The organism is Streptomyces clavifer (assembly GCF_036345975.1).
GTDB classification, from domain to species: Bacteria; Actinomycetota; Actinomycetes; order Streptomycetales; family Streptomycetaceae; genus Streptomyces; species Streptomyces clavifer.
The window spans coordinates 4,382,829-4,407,523 of sequence record NZ_CP107793.1 but is presented as its reverse complement, the minus strand read 5'-3'; the positions used below and the strand labels follow the sequence as shown (position 1 = coordinate 4,407,523).

At 70.1% G+C, this 24,695-nt stretch carries 20 protein-coding genes; 2 read left to right on the top strand and 18 right to left on the bottom strand.

Features of this window, described 5'->3' with window-relative positions; all coding sequences use genetic code 11:
* Nucleotides 1–218: 218 nt before the first annotated feature.
* From recQ to OG927_RS19185, 15 genes are all read right to left on the bottom strand, one after another.
* Nucleotides 219–2,258 (bottom strand): DNA helicase RecQ, encoded by a 2,040-nt coding sequence (gene recQ, locus OG927_RS19255; protein ID WP_056797754.1) that lies wholly within the window; start codon nucleotides 2,256–2,258, stop codon nucleotides 219–221.
* 134 nt (nucleotides 2,259–2,392) lie between these two features.
* A complete protein-coding gene (nuoN, locus tag OG927_RS19250) occupies nucleotides 2,393–4,057 on the bottom strand; it encodes an NADH-quinone oxidoreductase subunit NuoN (RefSeq protein ID WP_209469930.1) in 1,665 nt (554 codons plus the stop codon).
* Nucleotides 4,054–5,625, bottom strand: a complete 1,572-nt coding sequence (locus OG927_RS19245; RefSeq protein WP_330320524.1) for an NADH-quinone oxidoreductase subunit M — start codon at nucleotides 5,623–5,625, stop codon at nucleotides 4,054–4,056. The genes nuoN and OG927_RS19245 overlap by 4 nt, the downstream gene beginning before the upstream one ends.
* Nucleotides 5,626–5,629: 4 nt before the next feature.
* Nucleotides 5,630–7,525, bottom strand: a complete 1,896-nt coding sequence (gene nuoL / locus OG927_RS19240) for an NADH-quinone oxidoreductase subunit L (protein WP_330320523.1) — start codon at nucleotides 7,523–7,525, stop codon at nucleotides 5,630–5,632.
* A 12-nt stretch (nucleotides 7,526–7,537) separates the two neighbouring features.
* The gene (nuoK, locus tag OG927_RS19235; RefSeq protein WP_056796805.1) at nucleotides 7,538–7,837 is read right to left on the bottom strand and encodes an NADH-quinone oxidoreductase subunit NuoK; all 300 of its coding nucleotides are present in this window, start codon (nucleotides 7,835–7,837) and stop codon (nucleotides 7,538–7,540) included.
* Complete coding sequence (locus OG927_RS19230) at nucleotides 7,834–8,715, bottom strand: NADH-quinone oxidoreductase subunit J (protein WP_056796807.1); 882 nt, start codon at nucleotides 8,713–8,715, stop codon at nucleotides 7,834–7,836. Before OG927_RS19230 ends, nuoK begins: the two co-directional genes overlap by 4 nt.
* Nucleotides 8,712–9,317, bottom strand: coding sequence for an NADH-quinone oxidoreductase subunit NuoI (gene nuoI / locus OG927_RS19225; RefSeq protein WP_209469933.1), 606 nt, complete (start codon nucleotides 9,315–9,317; stop codon nucleotides 8,712–8,714). The genes OG927_RS19230 and nuoI overlap by 4 nt, the downstream gene beginning before the upstream one ends.
* Nucleotides 9,310–10,728 (bottom strand): NADH-quinone oxidoreductase subunit NuoH, encoded by a 1,419-nt coding sequence (gene nuoH, locus OG927_RS19220; protein WP_056796815.1) that lies wholly within the window; start codon nucleotides 10,726–10,728, stop codon nucleotides 9,310–9,312. The genes nuoI and nuoH overlap by 8 nt, the downstream gene beginning before the upstream one ends.
* Nucleotides 10,725–13,232, bottom strand: a complete 2,508-nt coding sequence (locus OG927_RS19215; RefSeq protein ID WP_056796818.1) for an NADH-quinone oxidoreductase subunit G — start codon at nucleotides 13,230–13,232, stop codon at nucleotides 10,725–10,727. Before OG927_RS19215 ends, nuoH begins: the two co-directional genes overlap by 4 nt.
* Nucleotides 13,229–14,593 (bottom strand): NADH-quinone oxidoreductase subunit NuoF, encoded by a 1,365-nt coding sequence (nuoF, locus tag OG927_RS19210; protein WP_056796820.1) that lies wholly within the window; start codon nucleotides 14,591–14,593, stop codon nucleotides 13,229–13,231. The genes OG927_RS19215 and nuoF overlap by 4 nt, the downstream gene beginning before the upstream one ends.
* Nucleotides 14,593–15,408 carry an NADH-quinone oxidoreductase subunit NuoE gene (gene nuoE / locus OG927_RS19205; RefSeq protein ID WP_056796823.1) on the bottom strand — a complete coding sequence of 272 codons (816 nt, stop codon included), beginning with the start codon at nucleotides 15,406–15,408 and terminating at the stop codon, nucleotides 14,593–14,595. The genes nuoF and nuoE overlap by 1 nt, the downstream gene beginning before the upstream one ends.
* Before the next feature lie 29 nt (nucleotides 15,409–15,437).
* Nucleotides 15,438–16,814, bottom strand: a complete 1,377-nt coding sequence (locus OG927_RS19200; protein WP_330320522.1) for an NADH-quinone oxidoreductase subunit D — start codon at nucleotides 16,812–16,814, stop codon at nucleotides 15,438–15,440.
* Nucleotides 16,814–17,530, bottom strand: a complete 717-nt coding sequence (locus OG927_RS19195) for an NADH-quinone oxidoreductase subunit C (protein ID WP_330320521.1) — start codon at nucleotides 17,528–17,530, stop codon at nucleotides 16,814–16,816. Before OG927_RS19195 ends, OG927_RS19200 begins: the two co-directional genes overlap by 1 nt.
* Nucleotides 17,527–18,081 (bottom strand): NuoB/complex I 20 kDa subunit family protein, encoded by a 555-nt coding sequence (locus OG927_RS19190; protein ID WP_014154689.1) that lies wholly within the window; start codon nucleotides 18,079–18,081, stop codon nucleotides 17,527–17,529. The genes OG927_RS19195 and OG927_RS19190 overlap by 4 nt, the downstream gene beginning before the upstream one ends.
* Before the next feature lie 18 nt (nucleotides 18,082–18,099).
* A complete protein-coding gene (locus tag OG927_RS19185; protein ID WP_003992243.1) occupies nucleotides 18,100–18,459 on the bottom strand; it encodes an NADH-quinone oxidoreductase subunit A in 360 nt (119 codons plus the stop codon).
* A 1,081-nt stretch (nucleotides 18,460–19,540) separates the two neighbouring features.
* On the opposite strand from OG927_RS19185, the gene OG927_RS19180 reads away from it, so the two are divergent.
* A complete protein-coding gene (locus OG927_RS19180; protein ID WP_056796830.1) occupies nucleotides 19,541–20,374 on the top strand; it encodes a C40 family peptidase in 834 nt (277 codons plus the stop codon).
* 93 nt (nucleotides 20,375–20,467) lie between these two features.
* Here OG927_RS19180 and mptB read toward each other — a convergent pair whose 3' ends face one another.
* Nucleotides 20,468–22,006 carry a polyprenol phosphomannose-dependent alpha 1,6 mannosyltransferase MptB gene (mptB, locus tag OG927_RS19175; protein WP_330320520.1) on the bottom strand — a complete coding sequence of 513 codons (1,539 nt, stop codon included), beginning with the start codon at nucleotides 22,004–22,006 and terminating at the stop codon, nucleotides 20,468–20,470.
* A gap of 55 nt (nucleotides 22,007–22,061) precedes the next feature.
* The gene (locus OG927_RS19170) at nucleotides 22,062–23,345 is read right to left on the bottom strand and encodes a geranylgeranyl reductase family protein (protein WP_056796835.1); all 1,284 of its coding nucleotides are present in this window, start codon (nucleotides 23,343–23,345) and stop codon (nucleotides 22,062–22,064) included.
* Nucleotides 23,346–23,442: 97 nt separating this feature from the next.
* Here OG927_RS19170 and OG927_RS19165 point away from each other — a divergent pair, with 97 nt between their 5' ends.
* Entirely contained in the window at nucleotides 23,443–23,961 is a 519-nt protein-coding gene (locus OG927_RS19165; protein ID WP_056797761.1) for a GNAT family N-acetyltransferase, read from the top strand.
* Nucleotides 23,962–23,973: 12 nt separating this feature from the next.
* On the opposite strand, the gene OG927_RS19160 is transcribed toward OG927_RS19165, so the two are convergent.
* Entirely contained in the window at nucleotides 23,974–24,666 is a 693-nt protein-coding gene (locus OG927_RS19160; RefSeq protein WP_056796837.1) for a demethylmenaquinone methyltransferase, read from the bottom strand.
* Nucleotides 24,667–24,695: the final 29 nt, after the last annotated feature.

Below are 24,695 nucleotides of genomic sequence, written 5' to 3'. Positions count from 1 at the left end.
GCTGCCCGCCCTGGACCCCGTACGGGGCAGGCCCCTGTGCCGGGTCCGGTGCCTGGAGTAGGCGATGGCCGGAGCCGTCCTGGCCGCGCCGGAGCTGGAGCTTCAGGAGCGGATCACCGGGGAGGACGTCCGGGTGCACGTGGTGAATCCGCTGGATCCGCCACCGCCCCGCGCCGCCGGAGCGGACCCGTCGCCGCCCGTCGCGCGCTCACGCGCGCTCACTCGAACTCGGGCGGTTCCTCGTCCCAGCCGAAGTGCGCATCCGCGTCCTGCTCCGCCCGTGCGGCCCGCACCGGTCGCGTCGGCTCGGCGGCGCGCGCGGCTTCCGGCCCCGGCGGGACCACGGCCGGCCGGGCAGCGGGTTCCGGCACGGCGGGGGCGGGGTCCGCGCCGTCCGGGCCCGGCGTCGCGTCTCCCAGCCCGGCCAGCACCTCCAGCACGCCGTCGCCGTACGTCGCCAGCTTCTTCTCGCCCAGGCCGCTGATCCCGCCCAGCTCCGCGAGGGAACCGGGGCGCAGGGCGGCGATCTCGCGCAGCGTCGCGTCGTGGAAGATCACGTACGCCGGGACTCCCAGCTCCTTGGCCTGGGCGCCGCGCCAGGCGCGCAGTGCCTCGAAGACCGGCACGGCCTCCGCAGGGAGGTCTGCCGCCGCCGCAGCCGACTTGGCCTTGCGCTCTCCCGAGCCGCCGGACCGGGAGGTCGGCCTCTTCGGCTCCTTGCGCAGCATGACCTCGCGCTCCCGGCCGAGCACGGAACCGCTCTCCTCGGTCAGCACCAGCGTGCCGTACTCCCCCTCGACCGCGAGCAGCCCCTGGGCCAGCAGCTGGCGCACCACGCCGCGCCACTCCGCCTCGGCCAGCTCCTCGCCGATGCCGAACACCGAGAGCTGGTCGTGGTCGAACTGGATGATCTTCGCGGTTTTGCGGCCCAGCAGGATGTCGATGATCTGCCCGGCACCGAACTTCTGCCCGCGTTCCCTCTTCAGCCGGACCACGGTGGACAGCAGCTTCTGCGCCACCACCGTGCCGTCCCACGTCTCGGGCGGGGTGAGGCAGGTGTCGCAGTTGCCGCAGGTCTGCTCGCCGGGCTCCTGCCCGAAGTACTTCAGGAGCTGGGCGCGGCGGCACTGGACGGTCTCGCAGAGCGCCAGCATCGAGTCGAGGTGCGAGGCGGCCCGGCGCCGGAAGGCCTCGTCGCCCTCACCGCCCTGGATCAGCTTGCGCTGCTGGACGACGTCCTGGAGCCCGTACGCCATCCAGGCCGTGGACGGTGCCCCGTCACGGCCCGCGCGGCCCGTCTCCTGGTAGTAGCCCTCGACGGACTTCGGCAGGTCGAGGTGGGCGACGAAGCGTACGTCGGGCTTGTCGATGCCCATGCCGAAGGCGATGGTCGCGACGACGACCAGGCCCTCCTCGCGCAGGAAGCGCGACTGGTGCCGGGCGCGCGTCGCGGCGTCCAGGCCCGCGTGGTACGGGACGGCCTCGATGCCGTTGCGGCAGAGGTACTCGGCGGTCTTCTCCGTCGAATTGCGCGACAGGCAGTAGACGATGCCGGCGTCGCCCGCGTGCTCCTCCTCGAGGAAGGTGAGGAGCTGCTTCTTCGGGTCGGACTTGCCCACGATGCGGTACTGGATGTTGGGCCGGTCGAAACCGGCGACGAAGTGCTTCGCCTCGGACATGCCCAGGCGCTGGGTGATCTCCCCGTGCGTGGCTTCGGTGGCGGTGGCCGTCAGCGCGATGCGCGGCACATCGGGCCAGCGCTCCCCCAGGACGGACAGGGCCAGGTAGTCGGGGCGGAAGTCGTGGCCCCACTGGGCGACGCAGTGCGCCTCGTCGATGGCGAAGACGGCGATCTCGCCGCGGGCCAGCAGGGAGAGGGTGGAGTCCAGGCGCAGCCGCTCGGGGGCCAGGTACAGCAGATCGAGCTCGCCCGCCAGGAACTGGGCCTCCATCGAGCGGCGCTCGTCGAAGTCCTGCGTGGAGTTCATGAAACCCGCGCGGACACCGAGCGCCCGCAGGGCGTCCACCTGGTCCTGCATGAGGGCGATCAGCGGCGAGATCACGATGCCGGTGCCGGGCCTGACCAGGGCGGGGATCTGGTAGCAGAGGGACTTGCCGCCGCCGGTGGGCATGAGCACCACGGCGTCACCGCCGGCGACCACGTGCTCGATCACCGCGCCCTGCTCGCCGCGGAACGCCTCGTACCCGAACACCCTGTGCAGCGTCTGCTGCGCGGCGCTCTCGGTCGTCACACTCATCGTTCCCGTCCGCCCGTCCGTACCGTCCGTGTCGCTGTCCAACCGTCCACAGCAACCATAGGCGCCGTGTACGACAACGCCGGACGGGCTTGACTTCCAGGGCCCGTCCGGCGTCGTCGTGGTGCTGCTGTGCGTTACCGCACGAACACTCCCGCCTGGCTCGCCAGGTCCAGGAAGTACTGCGGGGCCAGGCCCAGCACCAGGGTGACCGCGACACCGACCGCGATCGTGGTCATCGTCAGCGGGGACGGGACGGCGACCGTGGGGCCGTCCGCCTTCGGCTCGCTGAAGAACATGAGGACGATGACCCGCAGGTAGAAGAACGCGGCGATGGCCGACGAGATCACACCGACCACCACCAGTCCGCCCGCGCCGCCGTCCGCCGCCGCCTTGAAGACGGCGAACTTGCCGGAGAAGCCCGAGGTGAGCGGGATGCCGGCGAAGGACAGCAGGAACACGGCGAAGACGGCCGCCGTCAGCGGGGAGCGCCGGCCGAGCCCGGCCCACTTCGACAGGTGCGTCGCCTCACCGCCCGCGTCGCGCACCAGGGTGACGACGGCGAATGCGCCGACCGTCACGAAGGAGTACACGCCCAGGTAGAAGAGGACGGACGAGACGCCCTCCGGGCTGGCCGCGATGACACCGGCGAGGATGAAGCCCGCGTGCGCGATCGAGGAGTAGGCCAGCAGCCGCTTGATGTCGGTCTGGGTGATCGCGACGATCGCCCCGCCCAGCATCGTGACGATCGCGACGCCCCACATGACCGGACGCAGATCCCAGGTGAGGCCGGGCAGCACCACGTACAGCAGGCGCAGCAGTGCGCCGAACGCGGCGACCTTCGTGGCCGCGGCCATGAAGCCCGTCACCGGGGTGGGCGCGCCCTGGTAGACGTCCGGGGTCCACATGTGGAACGGGACCGCGCCGACCTTGAAGAGCAGCCCCATGAGGATCATCGCGGCGCCGATGAGCAGCAGCGCGTCGTTGCCCATGGTGGAGGCGAGCGCGGGGTCGATCTCCTGGACGGTGCCGTCGACGACGTTCGCGATGCCTGCGTACGAGACGGTGCCGGCGTAGCCGTAGAGCAGTGCGATGCCGAAGAGCAGGAACGCCGAGGAGAAGGCGCCGAGCAGGAAGTACTTCACCGCGGCCTCCTGCGACATCAGCCGCTTGCGGCGGGCGACGGCGCACAGGAGGTAGAGCGGGAGGGAGAAGACCTCGAGCGCGATGAAGAGGGTCAGCAGGTCGTTGGCGGCCGGGAAGACCAGCATGCCCGCCACGGAGAAGAGGACCAGCGGGAAGACCTCGGTCGTGGTGAACCCGGCCTTGACCGCCGCCTTCTCGCTGTCGCTGCCGGGGACCGCACCGGCCTGCGCGGCGAAGGAGTCCACGCGGTTGCCGTGCGCGGCCGGGTCGAGGCGCCGTTCGGCGAAGGTGAACACGGAGACCATCGAGACGAGCAGGATGGTGCCCTGCAGGAACAGGGTGGGTCCGTCGACGGCGACGGCGCCCATCGCGGCGATCTGCGCCTTCTCGCCGGCGTACCCGCCGGCCGCGAGCCCCACGACCGCGGCGAACGCGGCGGCGAGGGCGACGACCGTCAGGAACACCTGCGTGGTGTACCGGGCCCGGCGCGGGACGAAGGCCTCCACCAGGATGCCCAGGACGGCGACACCGACCACGATCAGGACGGGAGCCAGTTGGGCGTACTCGATGGTCGGGGCGGTGAACTTGTCGCCCGGCGCGGCCGTCGTCACCTCGCCCGCCCTTGTCCACAGGCTGTGGACAGCTGTTGCGCTCACTTGGCGGCCTCCACCTCGGGCTGGGGGTCCTTCTTCTGTACGTCCTGCATGGTGTGCTGCACCGCCGGGTTGACGACCTCGGTGAGCGGCTTCGGGAAGACGCCCAGGAAGATCAGCACGGCGATCAGCGGGAGGGCCACCGCCAGCTCACGGACCCTGAGGTCGGGCATGCCCCCGATCTTCTCCCCGACCGGTCCCGTCATCGTCCGCTGGTAGAGGACGAGGACGTAGAGGGCGGCGAGCACGATGCCCAGGGTGGCGATGACGCCGACCACCGGATACGCGCTGAACGCGCCGACCAGGACGAGGAACTCACTCACGAACGGCGCGAGGCCGGGCAGCGAGAGCGTCGCCAGGCCGCCGACCAGGAACGTGCCCGCCAGCACCGGCGCCACCTTCTGCACCCCGCCGTAGTCGGCGATGAGGCGCGAGCCGCGCCGGGTGATCAGGAATCCGGCGACCAGCATCAGCGCGGCCGTCGACAGCCCGTGGTTGACCATGTAGAGCGTGGCGCCGGACTGGCCCTGACTCGTCATCGCGAAGATGCCGAGCACGATGAAGCCGAAGTGCGAGATCGACGCGTAGGCGATGAGCCGCTTGATGTCGCGCTGGCCGACCGCGAGCAGCGCCCCGTAGATGATGGAGATGAGCGCCAGGACCAGGATCACCGGTGTGGCCCACTTGCTGGCCTCCGGGAACAGCTGGAGGCAGAAGCGGAGCATCGCGAAGGTGCCGACCTTGTCGACGACCGCGGTGATCAGGACGGCCACCGGGGTGGTCGCCTCGCCCATGGCGTTGGGCAGCCAGGTGTGCAGTGGCCACAGCGGGGCCTTCACGGCGAAGGCGAAGAAGAATCCCAGGAACAGCCACCGCTCGGTGCTGCTCGCCATCTCCAGCGAGCCGTTGGCCCGGGCCTCCGCGATCTCGGAGAGCGAGAAGCTGCCCGCGACCACGTAGAGCCCGATGACGGCGGCCAGCATGATGAGCCCGCCGGCGAGGTTGTAGAGGAGGAACTTCACGGCCGCGTAGCTGCGCTGGGCCGCCGCGTTCTCGTCGGTGCCCGCGTGCGCCCGGTCCCCGAAGCCTCCGATGAGGAAGTACATCGGGATGAGCATGGCTTCGAAGAGGATGTAGAAGAGGAAGACGTCGGTGGCCTCGAAGGAGAGGATCACCATCGCCTCGACCATCAGGATCAGCGCGAAGAAGCCCTGGGTGGGCCGCCACCGGGAGGATTTCGTCTCCAGGGGGTCGGCGTCGTGCCAGCCGGCCAGGATGACGAAGGGGATCAGCAGCGCGGTGAGCGCGAGGAGCGCCACCCCGATGCCGTCGACCCCCAGCTCGTACCGGACGCCGAAGTCCGCGATCCAGGCGTGCGATTCGGTCAGCTGGTAGCGGTCGCCGCCGGGTTCGAAGCGGACGAACACGATGCCGGCCAGGACGAGGGTGCCCAGCGAGAAGAACAGCGCGAGCCATTTGGCCGCGGCGCGCTGTGCGGCGGGGACGGCGGCGGTGACGATCGCGCCGATCGCCGGGAGCGCCGCCGTCGCTGTCAGGAGGGGAAAGGACATGGGATCAGACCGCCCTCATCAGCAGGGTTGCGGCGATGAGGACCGCCGCACCGCCGAACATCGAGACCGCGTAGGAGCGGGCATAGCCGTTCTGCAGCTTGCGCAGCCGGCCGGAGAGCCCGCCCATCGAGGCGGCCGTGCCGTTGACGACGCCGTCGACCAGCGTGTGGTCGACGTAGACCAGGGAGCGCGTGAGGTGCTCGCCGCCGCGGACCAGGACCACGTGGTTGAAGTCGTCCTGGAGGAGATCCCGGCGGGCCGCCCTGGTGAGCAGCGAGCCGCGCGGGGCGACGACGGGTACGGGCTTGCGCCCGTACATGGTCCAGGCGATGGCGACACCGATGACGAGCACCACCATGGTGGCGGCGGTGACGGTGGTCGCGCTGACCGGTGCGTGTCCGTGGTCGTGTCCGGTGACGGGCTCGAGCCAGTGCATGAAACGGTCGCCGATGGAGAAGAAGCCTCCCGCGAAGACCGACCCGAAGGCCAGCACGATCATCGGGATCGTCATCGACTTCGGTGACTCGTGCGGATGCGGCTCGTGGCCCTCCGCGTCCGGCTGCCAGCGCTTCTCTCCGAAGAACGTCAGCAGCATCACGCGCGTCATGTAGAACGCGGTGATCGCGGCGCCCAGCAGGGTGACGCAGCCGAGGATCCAGCCCTCGGTGCCGCCCTTGGCGAAGGCCGCCTCGATGATCATGTCCTTGGAGAAGAAGCCGGACAGGCCCGGGAATCCGATGATCGCCAGGTAGCCGAGGCCGAAGGTGACGAAGGTGACCGGCATGAACTTCCGCAGGCCGCCGTACTTCCGCATGTCGACCTCGTCGTTCATGCCGTGCATGACCGAACCGGCGCCGAGGAAGAGCCCGGCCTTGAAGAAGCCGTGGGTCACCAGGTGCATGATCGCGAAGACGTAGCCGATGGGACCGAGGCCCGCGGCCAGGATCATGTAGCCGATCTGCGACATCGTCGACCCGGCGAGGGCCTTCTTGATGTCGTCCTTCGCGCAACCGACGATCGCACCGAAGAGGAGGGTGACGGCACCGACGATGACGACGACCAGCTGGGCGTCCGGCGCCGCGTTGAAGATCGCGCCGGAACGGACGATGAGGTACACGCCCGCGGTCACCATGGTGGCGGCGTGGATGAGGGCCGAGACCGGGGTCGGGCCCTCCATCGCGTCACCCAGCCAGGACTGCAGCGGCACCTGGGCCGACTTGCCGCAGGCCGCGAGGAGCAGCATCAGACCGATCGCCGTGAGCTTGCCCTCGCTGGTGTCCCCGGTCGCTTCGAACACGGGGCCGAAGGCGAAGGTGCCGAACGTGGTGAACATCAGCATGATCGCGATGGACAGGCCCATGTCGCCGACCCGGTTGACCAGGAAGGCCTTCTTGGCGGCGGTCGCCGCGCTGGGCTTGTGCTGCCAGAAGCCGATGAGCAGGTACGACGCCAGACCGACGCCCTCCCACCCGACGTACAGCAGCAGGTAGTTGTCCGCGATGACCAGGATGAGCATCGCCGCGAGGAACAGATTCAGATAGCCGAAGAAGCGGCGACGGCGCTCGTCGTGCTCCATGTAGCCGATCGAGTAGATGTGGATCAGTGTGCCCACACCCGTGATCAGCAGGACGAACGTCATCGACAGCTGGTCGAGCTGGAAGGCCACGTCGGCCTGGAACCCCTCGACGGGAATCCAGCTGAACAACTTCTGGTGCAGGGTGCGGTCGTCGGCGCCCCTGCCCAGCATGTCGATGAACAGCACGACACCGACGACGAAGGACGCGGCGGCGAACAGGGTGCCGATCCAGTGGCCGGCCCGGTCGAGCCGGCGGCCACCGCACAGCAGGACCGCCGCTCCGAGCAGAGGCGCCGCGACCAGCAGCGCAATCAGGTTTTCCACGATTCCGACCCCTTACAGCTTCATCAGGCTGGCGTCGTCGACCGAGGCCGAGTGGCGGGAACGGAACAGCGACACGATGATCGCGAGCCCGACGACGACCTCCGCGGCGGCGACGACCATCGTGAAGAAGGCGATGATCTGGCCGTCGAGGTTTCCGTGCATCCGGGAGAACGCGACGAGCGTGAGGTTGCAGGCGTTGAGCATCAGCTCGATGCACATGAACACCACGATCGCGTTCCGCCTGATCAGCACGCCGGAGGCACCGATCGTGAACAAAAGGGCCGCGAGGTACAGGTAGTTGACCGGATTCACTTGGCGACCTCCTCCCCATCTTCTGCGAGGTCCTTGCCCGCGCTGTCGTTCTTCGCGAGGCCGTCGTCCGCGCGGTCACGGCCCAGCCGCTCCCCGGAGCGCTGTTCCAGCGCCTTGAGGTCGGCCAGCGACTCGTCCGACACGTCGCGGATCTGGCCGCGCCGCCGCAGCGTCTGCATGACGGTGAGCTCGGACGGGGTCCCGTCCGGCAGCAGTCCGGCGATGTCCACGGCGTTGTGCCGTGCGTAGACGCCGGGGGCGGGCAGCGGTGGCAGGTGGCTGCTGCGCACCCGCTCCTGCGACATCTCCCGCTGGCTCTTGGCGCGTTCGGTGCGCTCGCGGTGCGTGAGCAGCATCGCGCCCACGGTCGCCGTGATCAGCAGGGCACCCGTGATCTCGAACGCGAAGACGTACTTGGTGAAGATGAGGTTGGCGAGGCCCTCGACGTTCCCGCCGTGCCGGGCGTTCGCCGCACCCAGGCCGTTGAAGCTGCTCAGCGACGCCTGGCCGATACCGGCGATCAGGAGGATGCCGAAGCCGAGGCCGCAGGCGGCGGCCAGCCAGCGCTGGCCCTTGAGGGTCTCCTTGAGCGAGTCCGCCGCCGTGACGCCGACGAGCATGACCACGAAGAGGAACAGCATCATGATCGCGCCGGTGTAGACGACGACCTGGACGATGCCCAGGAAGTAGGCGCCGTTGGCGAGGTAGAAGACGGCCAGCACGATCATGGTGCCGGCCAGCGACAGCGCGCTGTGCACCGCCTTCTTCATCAGGACGGTGGCGAGCGCGCCGACGACGGCGACGGTGCCGAGCAGCCAGAACTGGACGGCCTCGCCGGTCGAGGTGAGGGTGGCCGCTGCGGCCAGGCCGGAGGTCATGCGTCCGCCCCCTTGTCCGATTCGCCCTTGGAGACGGCCGTCTGGCGCTCCGTACCGGACGCGGCCTCGGTCACCAGGCCCCGGTAGTAGTCCTGTTCGTCCATGCCGGGGAAGATCGCGTGCGGGCTGTCGACCATTCCTTCCTCCAGCCCCGCGAGCAGCTCGTCCTTGGTGTAGATCAGGCTCTCGCGGGTGGTGTTGGCGAGCTCGAACTCGTTCGTCATGGTCAGTGCCCGGGTGGGGCACGCCTCGATGCAGAGCCCGCACAGGATGCAGCGCGCGTAGTTGATCTGGTAGACGCGGCCGTAGCGCTCCCCCGGGGAGTAGCGCTCCTCGTCGGTGTTGTCCGCGCCCTCCACGTAGATGGCGTCCGCCGGACACGCCCAGGCGCACAGCTCGCAGCCGACGCACTTCTCCAGTCCGTCCGGATGACGGTTGAGCTGGTGCCGGCCGTGGAAGCGCGGCGCCGTCACCTTCTGCGTCTCCGGGTACTGCTCGGTCAGCCGCTTCTTGAACATGGCCTTGAAGGTCACGCCGAAGCCGGCCACCGGATTCAGGAACTTCTCCCCTGAGGACTCCGGGTGCTCTGAGGACTCAGACACCGTCAGCCTCCTTTCCGTCACTCGTACGTCCGCCACTCGCGGTTTCGTCACCCTGAGTATCCGGCCCGCCACTGACAACGAGCTCGCGCTCGCGTCGTGGCCTTCGGCGCGGCACCGGGGGCAGGGTCTGGCCGGGCAGCGGCGGCACCGGGAATCCGCCCGCCATCGGGTCGAACGCCGGCTCGGGTCCGGCCTCGGCCTCGACGGCCTTGGCCTTCCGGTCCCGGAAGATGTCGGCGACGAAGGAGATCAGCAGGATCGCGATGACGGCCCCGGCGACGTACAGCACGATCTTCGAGAAGTCGTACCCCTCGTTGCGCAGCGCCCTGACCGTGGCGACCAGCATCAGCCAGACCACGGAGACCGGGATCAGGACCTTCCAGCCCAGCTTCATCAGCTGGTCGTAGCGGACCCTGGGCAGGGTGCCGCGCAGCCAGATGAAGAAGAACAGCAGCAGCTGGACCTTGATGACGAACCAGAGCATCGGCCACCAGCCGTGGTTCGCGCCCTCCCAGAAGGTGCTGATCGGGTACGGAGCCCGCCAGCCGCCCAGGAAGAGGGTCACGGAGACCGCGGAGACGGTGACCATGTTGACGTACTCGGCGAGCATGAACATCGCGAACTTGATCGAGGAGTACTCGGTGTTGAAGCCGCCGACCAGGTCACCCTCGGACTCCGGCATGTCGAACGGGGCCCGGTTGGTCTCCCCGACCATCGTGACGACGTAGATGATGAAGGAGACCGGCAGCAGGATGATGAACCAGCGGTCCTCCTGCGCCTCCACGATCTTCGAGGTCGACATCGAGCCGGAGTAGAGGAACACCGAGGCGAACGCGGCGCCCATGGCGATCTCGTAGCTGATCATCTGGGCGCACGAGCGCAGACCGCCGAGCAGCGGGTACGTCGATCCGGAGGACCAGCCGGCCAGCACGATGCCGTAGATGCCGACGGAGGCGATCGCGAGGATGTACAGCATCGCGATCGGCAGGTCGGTCAGCTGCATCGTCGTGCGCTGCCCGAAGATCGACACCTCGTTGCCGGACGGGCCGAACGGGATCACCGCGATCGCCATGAACGCGGGGGCCGCGGCGATGATCGGCGCCAGGATGTAGACGACCTTGTCGGCCCGCTTGACGACGACGTCTTCCTTGAGCATCAGCTTGATGCCGTCGGCGAGCGACTGGAGCATGCCCCAGGGACCGTGCCGGTTCGGGCCGATGCGCAACTGCATCCAGGCGACGACCTTGCGCTCCCACACGATGGAGAAGAGCACGGTCACCATCAGGAACGCGAAGCAGAACACCGCCTTGACGACGACGAGCCACCAGGGGTCCGTGCCGAACATCGAGAGATCCTCGGCGGCGAGGACGGCACTGTGCGGTGCCGTCGCGAGTGGGACGAGGCCAGTCACGCCCGTACCTCCGATGCGGCGTCGTGGGAACCCGGGGCGGCGGGACCGATCCGGACCAGCGCACCGGGGACCGCACCCGTGTCGGCCGGGACGCCCCGGCCGACGGAGTTGAGCGGCACCCACACCACACGGTCCGGCATGTCGGTGACCACCAGCGGGAGTTCCGTGGTGCCGGCCGGGCCGGTGACGGCCAGCAGGTCGCCGTCCTTCACACCGGTCTCGGCCGCCGTGGTGGCGGACAGCCGGGCGACGGCCGCGTGCCGGGTACCGGCCAGGGCCTCGTCGCCCTCCTGCAGCCGGCCCCGGTCGAGCAGCATCCGGTGGCCCGCGAGGACCGCCTCGCCGTCGCCGGCCCGGGGCACCGGCCGGGACGTCGCCCGCGGGTCCTCGGCGTGGGTGCCCTGCCAGCCGCCGAGCCGGTCCAGCTCGCGGCGCGCCGCACGCAGGTCCGGCAGGGCGAGGTGCACGTCCAGTGCGTCGGCCAGCATGTGCAGCACCCGCGCGTCGGTCGGGCAGAGCGTGCGCGGCAACTGCTCGGGCTTGAGCGCGGCCTCGAACATGCGCGCCCGGCCCTCCCAGTTGAGGAAGGTGCCGGGCTTCTCCGCGACGGCGGCGACGGGCAGGACCACGTCGGCGCGCTCGGTGACCGCGCCGGGGCGCAGCTCCAGCGAGACCAGGAAGCCGACCGCCTCCAGCGCCTCCACGGCGCGGGCCGGGTCCGGCAGGTCCTCGGGGTCGACGCCCGCGACCAGCAGCGCGGCCAGCTCGCCGGTGGCTGCGGCCTCCACGATCTGGCCGGTGTCGCGGCCGAAGCGGGAGGGCAGTTCGGCGACGCCCCAGACGGACGCCACCTCCTCCCTGGCCCGCGGATCGGTCGCCGGACGGCCGCCGGGCAGCACTGACGGGAGCGCTCCGGCCTCCAGGGCACCGCGCTCACCGGCCCGCCGCGGGATCCACACGAGCGTGGCTCCGGTCGCGGCGGCGGTCCGTACGACGGCGGTCAGCGCACCGGGCACTCCGGCGAGCCGCTCGCCCACGACGATCAGGGCGCCCTCACCGCGCAGCGCCTCGGCTGCCACGGCTCCCTCACCGTCCAGGCCGACCCCGCCCGCGAGCGCGTCCAGCCACTCGGTCTCGGTGCCGGGCGCGGCGGGGAGCAGGGTGCCGCCCGCCTTCTCCAGGCCCCGGGTGGTGTGCGAGGCGAGAGCGAACGTCCGCTGCCCGTGCTTGCGGTGGGCCTTGCGCAGCCGCAGGAAGACGCCGGGCGCCTCCTCTTCCGACTCGAAACCGGCCAGCAGGACCGCCGGGGCCTTCTCCAGCGAGGTGTACGTGACCCCGCCGCCGTCCAGGTCGCGTCCGCGCCCGGCCACCCGCGCGGCCAGGAAGTCGGCCTCCTCACCGCTGTGGATCCGGGCGCGGAAGTCGATGTCGTTGGTGCCGAGGGCGATCCGCGCGAACTTGCTGTACGCGTAGGCGTCCTCGACGGTCAGCCGGCCGCCGGTGAGGACGGCGGCCCTGCCGCGGGCGGCGGAGAGGCCGGCCGCCGCGGCGGCCAGCGCCTCGGGCCAGCTCGCCGCTTCGAGGACACCGTCCGCGTTGCGCACGAGCGGAGTGGTGAGCCGGTCGCGCTGCTGGGCGTAGCGGAACCCGAAGCGCCCCTTGTCGCAGAGCCACTCCTCGTTGACCTCGGGGTCGTTGGAGGCGAGCCGCCGCATGACCTTGCCGCGCCGGTGGTCGGTCCGGGTCGCGCAGCCGCCCGCGCAGTGCTCGCACACCGACGGCGTCGACACCAGGTCGAAGGGCCGTGAGCGGAAGCGGTACGCCGCCGAGGTGAGCGCGCCGACCGGGCAGATCTGGATGGTGTTCCCGGAGAAGTACGACTCGAAGGGGTCGCCCTGCCCCGTACCGACCTGCTGGAGGGCGCCGCGCTCGATCAGTTCGATCATCGGGTCGCCGGCCACCTGGTTGGAGAACCGGGTGCAGCGTGCGCAGAGCACGCACCGCTCGCGGTCCAGCAGCACCTGGGTGGAGATGGGGACGGGCTTCTCGAAGGTGCGCTTCTTCCCGTCGAAGCGGGAGTCGGCGCCGCCGTGCGACATCGCCTGGTTCTGCAGGGGGCACTCGCCGCCCTTGTCGCAGACCGGGCAGTCCAGCGGGTGGTTGATGAGCAGGAGCTCCATCACCCCCTTCTGGGCCTTCTCCGCGACCGGTGAGGTGATCTGCGACTTCACGACCATGCCGTCGGTGCACGTGATGGTGCAGGACGCCATCGGCTTGCGCTGGCCCTCGACCTCGACGATGCACTGCCGGCAGGCGCCGGCCGGGTCGAGGAGCGGGTGGTCGCAGAAGCGCGGGATCTCGATGCCGAGGAGCTCGGCGGCGCGGATGACCAGGGTGCCCTTGGGGACACTGATCTCGATGCCGTCGATCGTCAGCGTGACCAGGTCCTCGGGCGGGATGGCCGCCTCGCCGCCCCCGGAGGGCGCACTCGTGGTGACTGTCATGCGTTCACCCCCCGGTGAGCGTTCTTGTCGTCGGCCCAGACGGTCGACTTGGCGGGATCGAAGGGGCAGCCCTTGCCGGTGATGTGCTGCTCGTACTCCTCGCGGAAGTACTTCAGCGAGGAGAAGATCGGCGAGGCGGCACCGTCACCGAGGGCGCAGAAGGACTTGCCGTTGATGTTGTCGGCGATGTCGTTGAGCTTGTCGAGGTCGGCCATCTCGCCCTTGCCGGCCTCGATGTCGCGGAGCAGCTGGACGAGCCAGTAGGTGCCCTCACGGCACGGTGTGCACTTGCCGCAGGACTCGTGGGCGTAGAACTCGGTCCAGCGGGTGACGGCCCGTACGACGCAGGTGGTCTCGTCGAAGCACTGCAGCGCTTTGGTGCCCAGCATGGATCCGGCGGCGCCGACGCCCTCGTAGTCCAGCGGGACGTCGAGGTGCTCGTCGGTGAACATCGGGGTGGAGGAGCCGCCGGGGGTCCAGAACTTGAGGCGGTGGCCCGCGCGCATGCCGCCGCTCATGTCGAGCAGCTGGCGCAGCGTGATGCCGAGCGGGGCCTCGTACTGGCCGGGGCCGGTGACGTGTCCGCTGAGCGAGTACAGCGTGAAGCCCGGGGACTTCTCGCTGCCCATGGACTTGAACCAGTCCTTGCCCCGGTTGAGGATCGCGGGAACCGAGGCGATGGACTCGACGTTGTTCACCACGGTGGGGCAGGCGTACAGACCGGCGACCGCGGGGAAGGGCGGACGCAGCCGGGGCTGGCCGCGCCGTCCTTCGAGCGAGTCGAGCAGGGCGGTCTCCTCGCCGCAGATGTACGCGCCCGCACCGGCGTGGACCGTGAGTTCCAGGTCGAGTCCCGGGCCCAGGGCGTCCTTCCCCAGGTACCCGGCCTCGTACGCCTCACGCACGGCCTCGTGCAGCCGCCGCAGGACGGGTACCACCTCGCCGCGCAGGTAGATGAAGGCGTGCGACGAGCGGATCGCGTAGCAGGCGATCACGATGCCCTCGATGAGGCTGTGCGGGTTCGCGAAGAGGAGCGGGATGTCCTTGCAGGTTCCCGGCTCCGACTCGTCGGCGTTGACCACCAGGTAGTGCGGCTTGCCGTCGCCCTGCGGGATGAACTGCCACTTCATCCCGGTGGGGAAGCCGGCACCGCCGCGTCCGCGCAGACCGGAGTCCTTGACGTACGCGATGAGGTCGTCCGGCGACATGGCCAGCGCCTTGCGCAGCCCCTCGTAACCGTCGTGGCGGCGGTAGGTGTCCAGGGTCCAGGACTCCGGCTCGTCCCAGAAGGCGGAGAGGACGGGAGTCAGGAGCTTCTCCGGGCTGGTCCCGTTCTGGTCGATCTCGGCTGCCAAGGTCATCACTCCCCCTCCTCGGCGGCGGGCCCGGCCGGGTGATCCGGATCGGAGGCCGAGGTCTGCTGCGGCGCGTCGTGCGAGCTGAGGTGCTCGGCGCCCTTCTGCGGACGGTCGCCCGGGGCCTCGCCGCGAGGTGAGACCACGCGGGCCTGCGGGGCGGCCTCGCCCTTGGCGAGCTTCAGCCCGATCAGTGAGGCGGCGCCCGCTCCGCCGGTCGCCTCGACGGCGCCGGGGCGCTCGTCGGGGAAGCCGGCCAGGATGCGGGCCGTCTCCTTGTACGTGCACAGGGGCGCGCCGCGGGTGGGCTCGACGGTCCGGCCGGCGATCAGGTCGTCGACGAGACGGGTCGCGCTCTCCGGCGTCTGGTTGTCGAAGAACTCCCAGTTGACCATCACGACGGGCGCGAAGTCACAGGCCGCGTTGCACTCGATGTGCTCGAGGGTGACCTTGCCGTCCTCGGTCGTCTCGTCGTTGCCGACACCGAGGTGGTCCTTGAGCCGGTCGAAGATGGCGTCGCCGCCCATGACCGCGCACAGGGTGTTGGTGCAGACCCCGACCTGGTAGTCGCCGCTCGGCCGGCGCCGGTACATCGTGTAGAAGGTGGCGACCGCGGTGACCTCGGCGGTGGTGAGACCGAGGAGCTCGGCGCAGAAGGCCATGCCCGTGCGGGAGACGTGTCCCTCCTCCGACTGCACGAGGTGCAGGAGCGGCAGCAGCGCGGAACGGCTGTCGGGATAGCGGGCGATCACCTCCTTCGCGTCCGCTTCGAGCCGGACGCGTACGTCGGCCGGGTAGGCGGGGGCGGGGAGCTGCGGCATCCCCAGACTGACTTCCTGCTTGGGCGCGGTCACCGGTCGACGCCTCCCATCACGGGGTCGATGGACGCGACGGCGACGATGACGTCGGCGACCTGGCCGCCCTCGCACATCGCCGCCATGGCCTGGAGGTTGGTGAACGACGGGTCACGGAAGTGGACCCGGTACGGGCGGGTGCCACCGTCCGAGACGACGTGCACGCCCAGCTCGCCCTTGGGGGACTCGATGGCGGTGTACGTCTGTCCGGCGGGGACCCGGAAGCCCTCGGTCACCAGCTTGAAGTGGTGGATCAGGGCCTCCATGGAGGTGCCCATGATCTTCTTGATGTGGTCGAGCGAGTTGCCGAGGCCGTCGGGGCCGAGCGCCAGCTGCGCGGGCCAGGCGATCTTCTTGTCGGCGACCATGACCGGGCCCGGCTCCAGCCGGTCCAGGCACTGCTCGACGATCCTGAGCGACTGGCGCATCTCCTCCAGGCGGATGAGGAAGCGGCCGTAGGAGTCGCAGCTGTCCGCGGTGGGCACGTCGAACTCGTAGTTCTCGTAGCCGCAGTACGGGTTGGTCTTGCGCAGGTCGTGCGGGAGTCCGGCGGACCGCAGGACCGGGCCGGTGGCGCCGAGCGCCATGCAGCCGGCCAGGTCGAGGTAACCGACGTCCTGCATGCGGGCCTTGAAGATGGGGTTGCCGGTGGCGAGCTTGTCGTACTCCGGCAGGTTCTTCTTCATGGTCTTCACGAACTCGCGGATCCGGTCGACCGCGCCGGGGGGCAGGTCCTGGGCGAGTCCGCCGGGCCGGATGAACGCGTGGTTCATCCGGAGGCCGGTGATCAGCTCGAAGAGATCGAGAACGAGTTCACGATCGCGGAAGCCGTAGATCATGATCGTCGTCGCGCCGAGCTCCATACCGCCGGTGGCGACGCACACCAGGTGCGAGGAGATCCGGTTGAGCTCCATCAGGAGCACGCGCAGGACGGTCGCCCGGTCGGGGATCTGCTCCTCGATGCCGAGGAGCTTCTCGACCCCGAGGCAGTACGCCGCCTCGTTGTAGAACGGGGTCAGGTAGTCCATGCGCGTGACGAAGGTGGTGCCCTGGGTCCAGTTCCGGAATTCGAGGTTCTTCTCGATGCCGGTGTGGAGGTAGCCGATACCGCAGCGGGCCTCCGTGACGGTCTCGCCGTCGATTTCCAGGATCAGCCTCAGCACACCGTGCGTGGACGGGTGCTGCGGGCCCATGTTGACGATGATGCGTTCGTCGTCCGACGCGGCGGCGGATTCGACGACCTCGTCCCAGTCGCCGCCGGTGACTGTATATACGGTCCCCTCGGTCGTGTCGCGGGAGTCCGACAGGGGTGCCGCGGCGGGACCCGACGAGGGGTGGTGGCCGGGAGACGGGTGTGATCGGGGAGTAGTCATCAGCTGTACGACCTCCGCTGGTCCGGAGCCGGGATCTGGGCGCCCTTGTACTCGACGGCGATGCCGCCGAGCGGGTAGTCCTTGCGCTGCGGGAAGCCCTGCCAGTCGTCCGGCATCATGATCCGGGTCAGGGCGGGGTGCCCGTCGAAGACCAGCCCGAAGAAGTCGTAGGTCTCGCGCTCGTGCCAGTCGTTGGTCGGGTAGACCTCGACGAGGGACGGGACGTGCGGATTGCTGTCGGGGGCGGACACCTCCAGGCGGATCAGCCGTCCGTGGGTGAGCGACCGCAGGTGGTAGACCGCGTGCAGTTCGCGGCCCTTGTCCCCCAGGAAGTGCACACCGCTGACGCCCGTACAGAGCTCGAAGCGCAGGGCCGGGTCGTCGCGCAGGGTGCGCGCGACTTGGAGCAGGTGCTCGCGGGCGATGTGGAAGGTGATCTCGTTCCGGTCGACGACCGTCTTCTCGATGGCGTTGGAGGGGAGCAGGTCCTGTTCCTCCAGGGCCCCTTCCAGCTCGTCGGCCACCTCGTCGAACCAGCCGCCGTAGGGGCGGGACGAGGCACCCGGCAGGGTGACGGTGCGGACGAGTCCGCCGTATCCGGAGGTGTCGCCGCCGTTGTCGGCGCCGAACATTCCCTTGCGTACGCCGATGACCTCACCGGTGTCGTCGCGCGGGGCGGGCACCTGGCCGCTGTTCGTGTTCTGGTCGTCGCTCACCGGAGCAGCCCCTTCATCTCGATCAGGGGCAGTGCCTTGAGTGCCGCCTCCTCCGCCTCGCGGGCGGCCTCCTCCGCGTTGACCCCGAGCTTGGAGCCCTGGATCTTCTGGTGGAGCTTGAGGATGGCGTCGATCAGCATCTCGGGGCGCGGCGGGCACCCCGGCAAATAGATATCGACCGGAACAATATGATCAACACCCTGCACAATGGCGTAATTATTGAACATTCCGCCGGATGACGCACAAACCCCCATGGAGATGACCCACTTGGGGCTCGGCATCTGGTCGTAGACCTGCCTCAGGACGGGCGCCATCTTCTGGCTGACCCGCCCCGCCACGATCATCAGATCCGCCTGCCGCGGCGAACCGCGGAAGACCTCCATCCCGAACCGGGCCAGGTCGTAACGCCCGGCCCCGGTCGTCATCATCTCGATGGCGCAGCAGGCGAGGCCGAAGGTGGCGGGGAAGACGGACGACTTCCGTACCCAGCCGGCGGCCTGCTCGACAGTGGTCAGAACAAAGCCGCTTGGCAGCTTCTCTTCGAGTCCCATGGTGTGCCCCTCAGCCCCTCAGTCCCATTCCAGGCCGCCCCGGCGCCACACATACGCGTAGGCGACGAAGACGGTGAGCACGAAGAGCAGCATCTCCACGAGCCCGAAGATCCCCAGGGCGTCGAAGGTGACCGCCCAGGGATAGAGGAAGACGATCTCGATGTCGAAGACGATGAACAGCATCGCCGTCAGGTAGTACTTGATGGGAAAACGGCCGCCTCCGGCTGGAGTCGGGGTGGGTTCGATACCGCACTCGTACGCTTCGAGTTTTGCCCGGTTGTACCGCTTGGGGCCGATAAGCGTGGCCATGACCACGGAGAAGATCGCAAACCCCGCCCCGAGGGCGCCGAGCACGAGGATGGGCGCGTAGGCATTCACGCTCCTCGCTCCTTCCAGTCGTCCTTGACCGTTGGACCGCATCGGGCGACCGGCTCGCCACCTCATCAAGATCGTGCACATGTGAGGCAGTTCACAAGCCCGACTGCCCCGCATCCTATGCCTGCCGTCCTGTGATCTGCGACACGGGGTGCGTCACCACCTTTGTGATCTCCACCACCTGACGAACGATCATGAAGCCGGATGAGCGGTGATCTTCGTACGCGAAGCGGCCGAGTGGTTACGAGACGTGACATCTGGTGGCGTCGGTGCTGGTCAAGAGCGTGTGGCACTACCAATGGACAGCCGATACAAGCAAATTGGTGATGGACGGTATGTGGGTGATATAGGCATCGGCCGCACATGAACCCACCCGGACGAGGGGGTTCCGGGTACCGATGTGGACAATGTGCGCGCATTCACGAACTTCCGGGCGCGCGTGGGGACGGACCGCGGACCGCGCCGCCGGGCGAGCACTCGGGGGTCCGGGGCGCGGACAACGGAGCCGCCCCGCCCCGGACCTGATCGACGGTCGGCCCCGGGCCGGGACGCCGGCGGACCCCCCGGCGTCGCCCCGCGGTCCGCCGCGCCCCTCCGGCCGGATCGCCGGACCCCCTCCGGCCGACCCCGGACCCGACGGCCGACGCGCCCTCCGGTCACCCCGGACCCGACGCCGCACGCGTACGGGCCGGACCTCCGGAGGAGCACCGACAGGGCGCCGGCCGAACGGACCTGACCCACCAGGAGGTCATGCGGCCACAACAAGCCAATCGCTCCCGGCTCCCCTTCGGGACGCGGGTGCGCGGTTGCCGCTCGCGGGGGAGCCATGCTGTGACCTGCGTCACTGCACATGTGCTCCAAGTAAAGCGGGCTTGGCCATCCGTGTGAACGGATGGTAAGTGACGGGCAATTCGGGCGTATTGCTGAAACGCCGTGATCACGACCTTGATCACGTGTGACCGTTTTGCCCGTTACGGCGTCAATAAGGGCCGCAAATAAGCGGATTCACAGGTTCCGAACGTAACTGTGTCGCAACACACGTTTCTTGACGGGGCCCCCTAAGGCCCTGATAGCGCTAGTACCCATGTCCCACACCGCTCACATACCCAGCCACCGGAAGCCGCGCCAGAGTGCCTCGAAGACGGCACTGCGGGCAGGAGTTGCCGGTGGCGTCCTCAGCACCATCGCGGTCGCCGGCGCCGCCGGACCGGCCCAGGCCGAGCCGGTCACCCAGACCCTCGAGATGCCCACCATCACGGCCGGGCTCTCCACGACCGTCGCAGCGTCCGCCCAGGCGACGCAGCAGGTCGCCCTCGACCTGGAGACGCAGGCGCACGAGGACGCCGCGGCGGCCGTCGCCGCGAAGACCGCCAAGAAGGCCAAGGCCGAGGCGGTCCGCAAGGCCGAGGCCGAGAGGAAGGCCGAGGCGGCCGCGAAGGCGAAGGCGGAGGCCGCCGCCGAGCGTGCCTCCCGCACGGCCGAGCGCACCACCCTGAGCGCCTCCTCGGGCTCGTCGGGCTCCACCACGTCCGCCTCGTCTCCGTCGTACTCCTCGAACGCCACGGGCTCCGCGGCGTCCGTGGTCGCGTTCGCGCAGGCGCAGATCGGGGACGCCTACGTCTCCGGTGGCACCGGCCCCAACTCGTGGGACTGCTCCGGGCTGGTCCAGGCCGCGTTCCGCACGGTGGGCGTCGACCTGCCGCGCGTCTCGCAGAGCCAGTCGACGTTCGGCACCCAGGTCTCGCTCGACAGCCTGCAGCCGGGCGACATCCTGTACTGGGGCGGTGCGGGCAGCGCGTACCACGTCGGGATCTACGTGGGCGGCGGCCAGTTCGTCGGTGCCCAGAACTCCAGCACCGGTGTGGTGCAGAAGTCCCTGGACTACGACCCGCCGTCGGGCGCGGTCCGCGTTCTCTGATTCACAAGCACGCCGGACGCTTCGGCACGGCCGAGGGCCGTCACTCCCCCGCTCGGGAGTGACGGTCCTTTCGTGCGCTTCCTCGCGTCCCCTTCACACCCCGCGTGCCCCGGTCGAGGCGCCGGCCTCCGAGCCCGCGCCCACTTCCGCCGCGTCCGCGCCCACTTCCTCCGCGCCGCCGCCCGCGTTCTCCGGCCGGCGCGGTCCCGGCACCACGGCCGCTGCCCGGGCCGCCGCCTCGCGGCGCAGCAGCAGGAATCCGGCCACGCACGCGAGGCCGGCCAGCACGAAGCCGTACGGGGGCGTCGACCCCGAGGGCTGCGTCTCGTACACGAGCGCCGCCGACAGCACCGCCACCACGTTCCGGACGCGGCCCTCACCCGCGGTGGCCGCGACCACCGCCGTCCCCCACAGCAGGTACCACGGCTGCACCATCGGTGAGAGGGCCACCAGCACCAGCAGCGCCAGGCCCAGGGCGTGGACCGGTTCCGTGCGGCCGGTCCAGGAGCGTCGGGCGAGGACGGCGATCAGCACGAGGGCGACCAGCAGACCCAGGTTCTGCACGGCCGACTTGACCGGATCGGGGTCGGTGCCGAGGAGCAGCCGCAGCAGTTCGCCGAGTCCCAGTCCGAGGTCGCTGCTGACCGACAGGGCGGTGTGTATGCGCCCCGCGACGCTCTGGGTCCCCAGCCAGCCGAACCCGGTGCCGCCGAGGAGCGTGGCGAGGACGGCGACCGCCCCGGCGACCAGCCCGGGCCCGAGCAGCCCCTTCGCCACCCTCCGTACGAGCGGGCCGGTCGCGGCCCGGCCCACCACCACGCCGACGAACAGCAGGGCGACCGCCGCGGGGGACTTGACCATCATCGCGAGCCCGATCAGCGCCGCGCCGGTGATCCATCTGCCGCGCAGCGCGAGCACCGCACCCGCCAGCATGAGGCCCGTCATCAGCCCGTCGTTGTGGACGCCGCCGACCACGTGCATGAGCAGCAGCGGGTTGAGCGCCCCCAGCCAGAGTGCGGCGCCCGCGCTGCGGCCGTGCTCGCGGGCGAGGTGCAGCAGCGCCCACGCGATCAGGGCCAGCGCACCCAGGGCGACGATCCGCAGGCCCAGCACGGCGGGCACGATCGTGCCGCCCGTGGCCCAGGCCACGCCCCGCGCGAGCACGAGGAAGAACGGGCCGTACGGTGCGGGGGTCTCGGTCCAGTGGCCGCCGACACTCGCCGCGGCGTCCCCGCCGGGCCCTGCGGGGTCCAGGACCGAGGGTCCCGTGCCGTAGACGTCGTGGCCCTCGGAGACCATCGCGCCCTGGGCGATGTAGCTGTAGACGTCGGCGCTGTAGAGCGGCGGCGCCAGGACGAACGGGGCCGCCCACCAGACGAGGGTGACGAGGGAGTGGCGGACGGAGGCGCCCGCCCTGCCGTACAGCCACCAGGAGACGACGAGCAGGGTCAGACCGCCGTACGCCAGTGCGTAACCCGCCGCGGTCACCACGGGCCCGTGCGGGACCCACAGGCCCCACGGGTCACGGGCGGGCAGCGTGCCGACGGCCCAGCCGCCCGCCGCTGCCGCCGCCGAACCAGCCGCGCCCAGCCGGCGGCAAGCGCCGACGCTCCATGTCCCCGTGGTCCGCATGGTCCGCAACCTACCGCAGCGGGCGCGGACCGCCGCCGGGCCCCGGGGGGGCCGCTCAGGCCTTCGGGGCCACCTTCGAGAGCCCGTTGATGATGCGGTCCATCGCGTCGCCGCCCGTCGGGTCGGTGAGGTTGGCGAGCATCTTCAGCGTGAACTTCATCAGGACGGGATGGGTCAGGCCGCGCTGGGTCGCGATCTTCATGACCTTCGGGTTGCCGATCATCTTCACGAACGCCCGGCCCAGCGTGTAGTAGCCGCCGTAGGTGTCCTTGAGGATCTTCGGGTAGTTGTGCAGGGCCAGTTCGCGCTGGGCCGGGGTCGCGCGGGCGTGCGCCTGGACGATGACGTCCGCGGCGAGCTGGCCCGACTCCATGGCGTACGCGATGCCCTCGCCGTTGAACGGGTTGACGAGGCCGCCCGCGTCACCGACGAGCAGCAGGCCCTTGGTGTAGTGCGGCTGGCGGTTGAAGGCCATCGGGAGGGCGGCGCCGCGGATCGGCGTCGTCATGTTCTCCGGGGTGTAGCCCCAGTCCTCCGGCATGGAGGCGCACCAGGCCTTGAGCACCTCGCGCCAGTCGAGCTCCTTGAAGGCGGAGGAGGAGTTGAGGATGCCGAGGCCGACGTTGGACGTGCCGTCGCCCATGCCGAAGATCCAGCCGTAGCCGGGCAGCAGCCGGTCCTCGGCGCCGCGGCGGTCCCACAGCTCCAGCCAGGACTCGAGGTAGTCGTCGTCGTGGCGGGGTGACGTGAAGTACGTACGGACCGCGACGCCCATGGGGCGGTCCTCGCGGCGGTGCAGGCCCATGTTGAGGGAGAGCCGCGTGGAGTTGCCGTCGGCGGCGACCACGAGCGGGGCGTGGAAGGTGACCGGGGTCTTCTCCTCGCCGAGCTTGGCGTGGACGCCGGTGATGCGGCCGGTGCGCTCGTCCTTGATCGGCTCGCCGACGTTGCAGCGCTCGTGGAGCCGCGCGCCGGCCTTCTGCGCCTGGCGGGCCAGCTGCTCGTCGAAGTCGTCGCGCTTGCGGACCAGTCCGTAGTCCGGGTACGAGGCGAGATCCGGCCAGTCCAGCTGGAGGCGGACGCCGCCGCCGATGATGCGCAGGCCCTTGTTGCGCAGCCAGCCGGCCTCTTCGGAGATGTCGATGCCCATGGAGACGAGCTGCTTGGTGGCGCGCGGGGTGAGGCCGTCACCGCAGACCTTCTCCCGCGGGAAGGCCGTCTTCTCCAGGAGGAGTACGTCGAGTCCGGCCTTGGCGAGGTAGTACGCGGTCGTGGAGCCGGCTGGGCCCGCCCCGACGACGATCACGTCCGCGCTGTGTTCGGAGAGGGGCTCGGTCACGGTCGGATCTCCCGAAGACTCGAATTCGCGTGCCGCGCGGCACATGTCGCGTGCAGTCTATGGGTGGCTGCTGATCAACCTCCCGAAGGGCTCCCCGATGCCGACCGTGCCGTACCCGACCCCGTCCGTTCATCTGCGCGTCCCGACCGACGAGGACGCCCTGGCCTGGCACCGGGTCTTCGACGATCCGGAGGTGATGGAGTTCCTCGGCGGACCGCGGGCGGAGTTCTCCGTGTACGAGGAGCTGACCGCGCGCCAGCGCAGACACGACGCGGAGCACGGCCACTGCCTGTGGACGGTGCTGGACGACGCCGGGGAGGTCCTCGGCTTCACGGGGGCCCAGCCGTGGCCGCACACGTCGTTCGGCCCGGTGGGCGAGACCGAGATCGGCTGGCGGCTGGGCCGGGCCGCCTGGGGCCGCGGTTACGCGACCGCGGCTGCCCGCACCACGCTGGAGCGGGTGCGGGACACCGGAGTGCGGGAGATCGTGGCGATGATCAACGCGCGCAACGAGCGCTCGCTGGCGGTCGCCCGGCGGCTCGGCATGCGGCAGGCCGAGACGTACACGATCCCGGTCTCCGAGCAGGCGGCGTACTGCTTCCGGCTGGAGCTGTGAGCCGGCGGCCCCTCAGTCGCGCACACCCCGGTGCAGGGCGACGACGCCGCCCGTGAGGTTGCGCCAGGCCACCTTCGACCAGCCGGCCTTCTGCAGACGGGCGGCGAGACCGGCCTGGTCGGGCCAGGCCCGGATCGACTCGGCGAGGTAGACGTACGCGTCCGGGTTGCTGCACACCGTCCGGGCGACCGGCGGCAGCGCCCGCATCAGGTACTCGGTGTAGACCCGGCGGAAGGGCTCCCAGGTCGGCTGCGAGAACTCGCAGATGACGACCCTGCCGCCGGGCTTCGTCACCCGGTACAGCTCACGCAGCGCCTGGTCGGTGTCCTGGATGTTGCGCAGCCCGAAGGAGATCGTGACCGCGTCGAAGGTCTCGTCCTTGAACGGGAGTCTCGTGCCGTCGCCCGCGGTGAACGGCATCCACGGGTGGCGCTCCTTGCCGACCCGGAGCATCCCGATCGAGAAGTCGCAGGGCACCACGTAGGCGCCGGCCTGCGCGAACGGCTGCGAGGAGGTGGCGGTCCCGGCGGCCAGGTCGAGGATCTTCTGGGCCGGCCGGGCGTCCACGGCCTTCGCGACCTCCTTGCGCCAGAGCCGGGCCTGCCCGAGGGAGATCACATCGTTGGTGAGGTCGTAGTTCGCCGCCACGTCGTCGAACATCGAGGCGACTTCGTGCGGCTGCTTGTCCAGGGATGCTCGGGTCACCCTCCCATTCAAGCAGCCCCGCCCCCGGC

Bases quoted from the DNA above. Each gene is read 5' to 3' on its own strand.
- OG927_RS19215 (WP_056796818.1), bottom strand. From the start codon at position 13,232: ATGACAGTCACCACGAGTGCGCCCTCCGGGGGCGGCGAGGCGGCCATC.
- nuoE (WP_056796823.1), bottom strand. From the start codon at position 15,408: ATGCCGCAGCTCCCCGCCCCCGCCTACCCGGCCGACGTACGCGTCCGG.
- recQ (WP_056797754.1), bottom strand. From the start codon at position 2,258: ATGAGTGTGACGACCGAGAGCGCCGCGCAGCAGACGCTGCACAGGGTG.
- OG927_RS19200 (WP_330320522.1), bottom strand. From the start codon at position 16,814: ATGACTACTCCCCGATCACACCCGTCTCCCGGCCACCACCCCTCGTCG.
- OG927_RS19245 (WP_330320524.1), bottom strand. From the start codon at position 5,625: ATGTCCTTTCCCCTCCTGACAGCGACGGCGGCGCTCCCGGCGATCGGC.
- mptB (WP_330320520.1), bottom strand. From the start codon at position 22,006: ATGCGGACCACGGGGACATGGAGCGTCGGCGCTTGCCGCCGGCTGGGC.
- OG927_RS19230 (WP_056796807.1), bottom strand. From the start codon at position 8,715: ATGACCTCCGGCCTGGCCGCAGCGGCCACCCTCACCTCGACCGGCGAG.
- OG927_RS19165 (WP_056797761.1), top strand. From the start codon at position 23,443: ATGCCGACCGTGCCGTACCCGACCCCGTCCGTTCATCTGCGCGTCCCG.
- OG927_RS19190 (WP_014154689.1), bottom strand. From the start codon at position 18,081: ATGGGACTCGAAGAGAAGCTGCCAAGCGGCTTTGTTCTGACCACTGTC.
- nuoF (WP_056796820.1), bottom strand. From the start codon at position 14,593: ATGACCTTGGCAGCCGAGATCGACCAGAACGGGACCAGCCCGGAGAAG.
- OG927_RS19180 (WP_056796830.1), top strand. From the start codon at position 19,541: ATGTCCCACACCGCTCACATACCCAGCCACCGGAAGCCGCGCCAGAGT.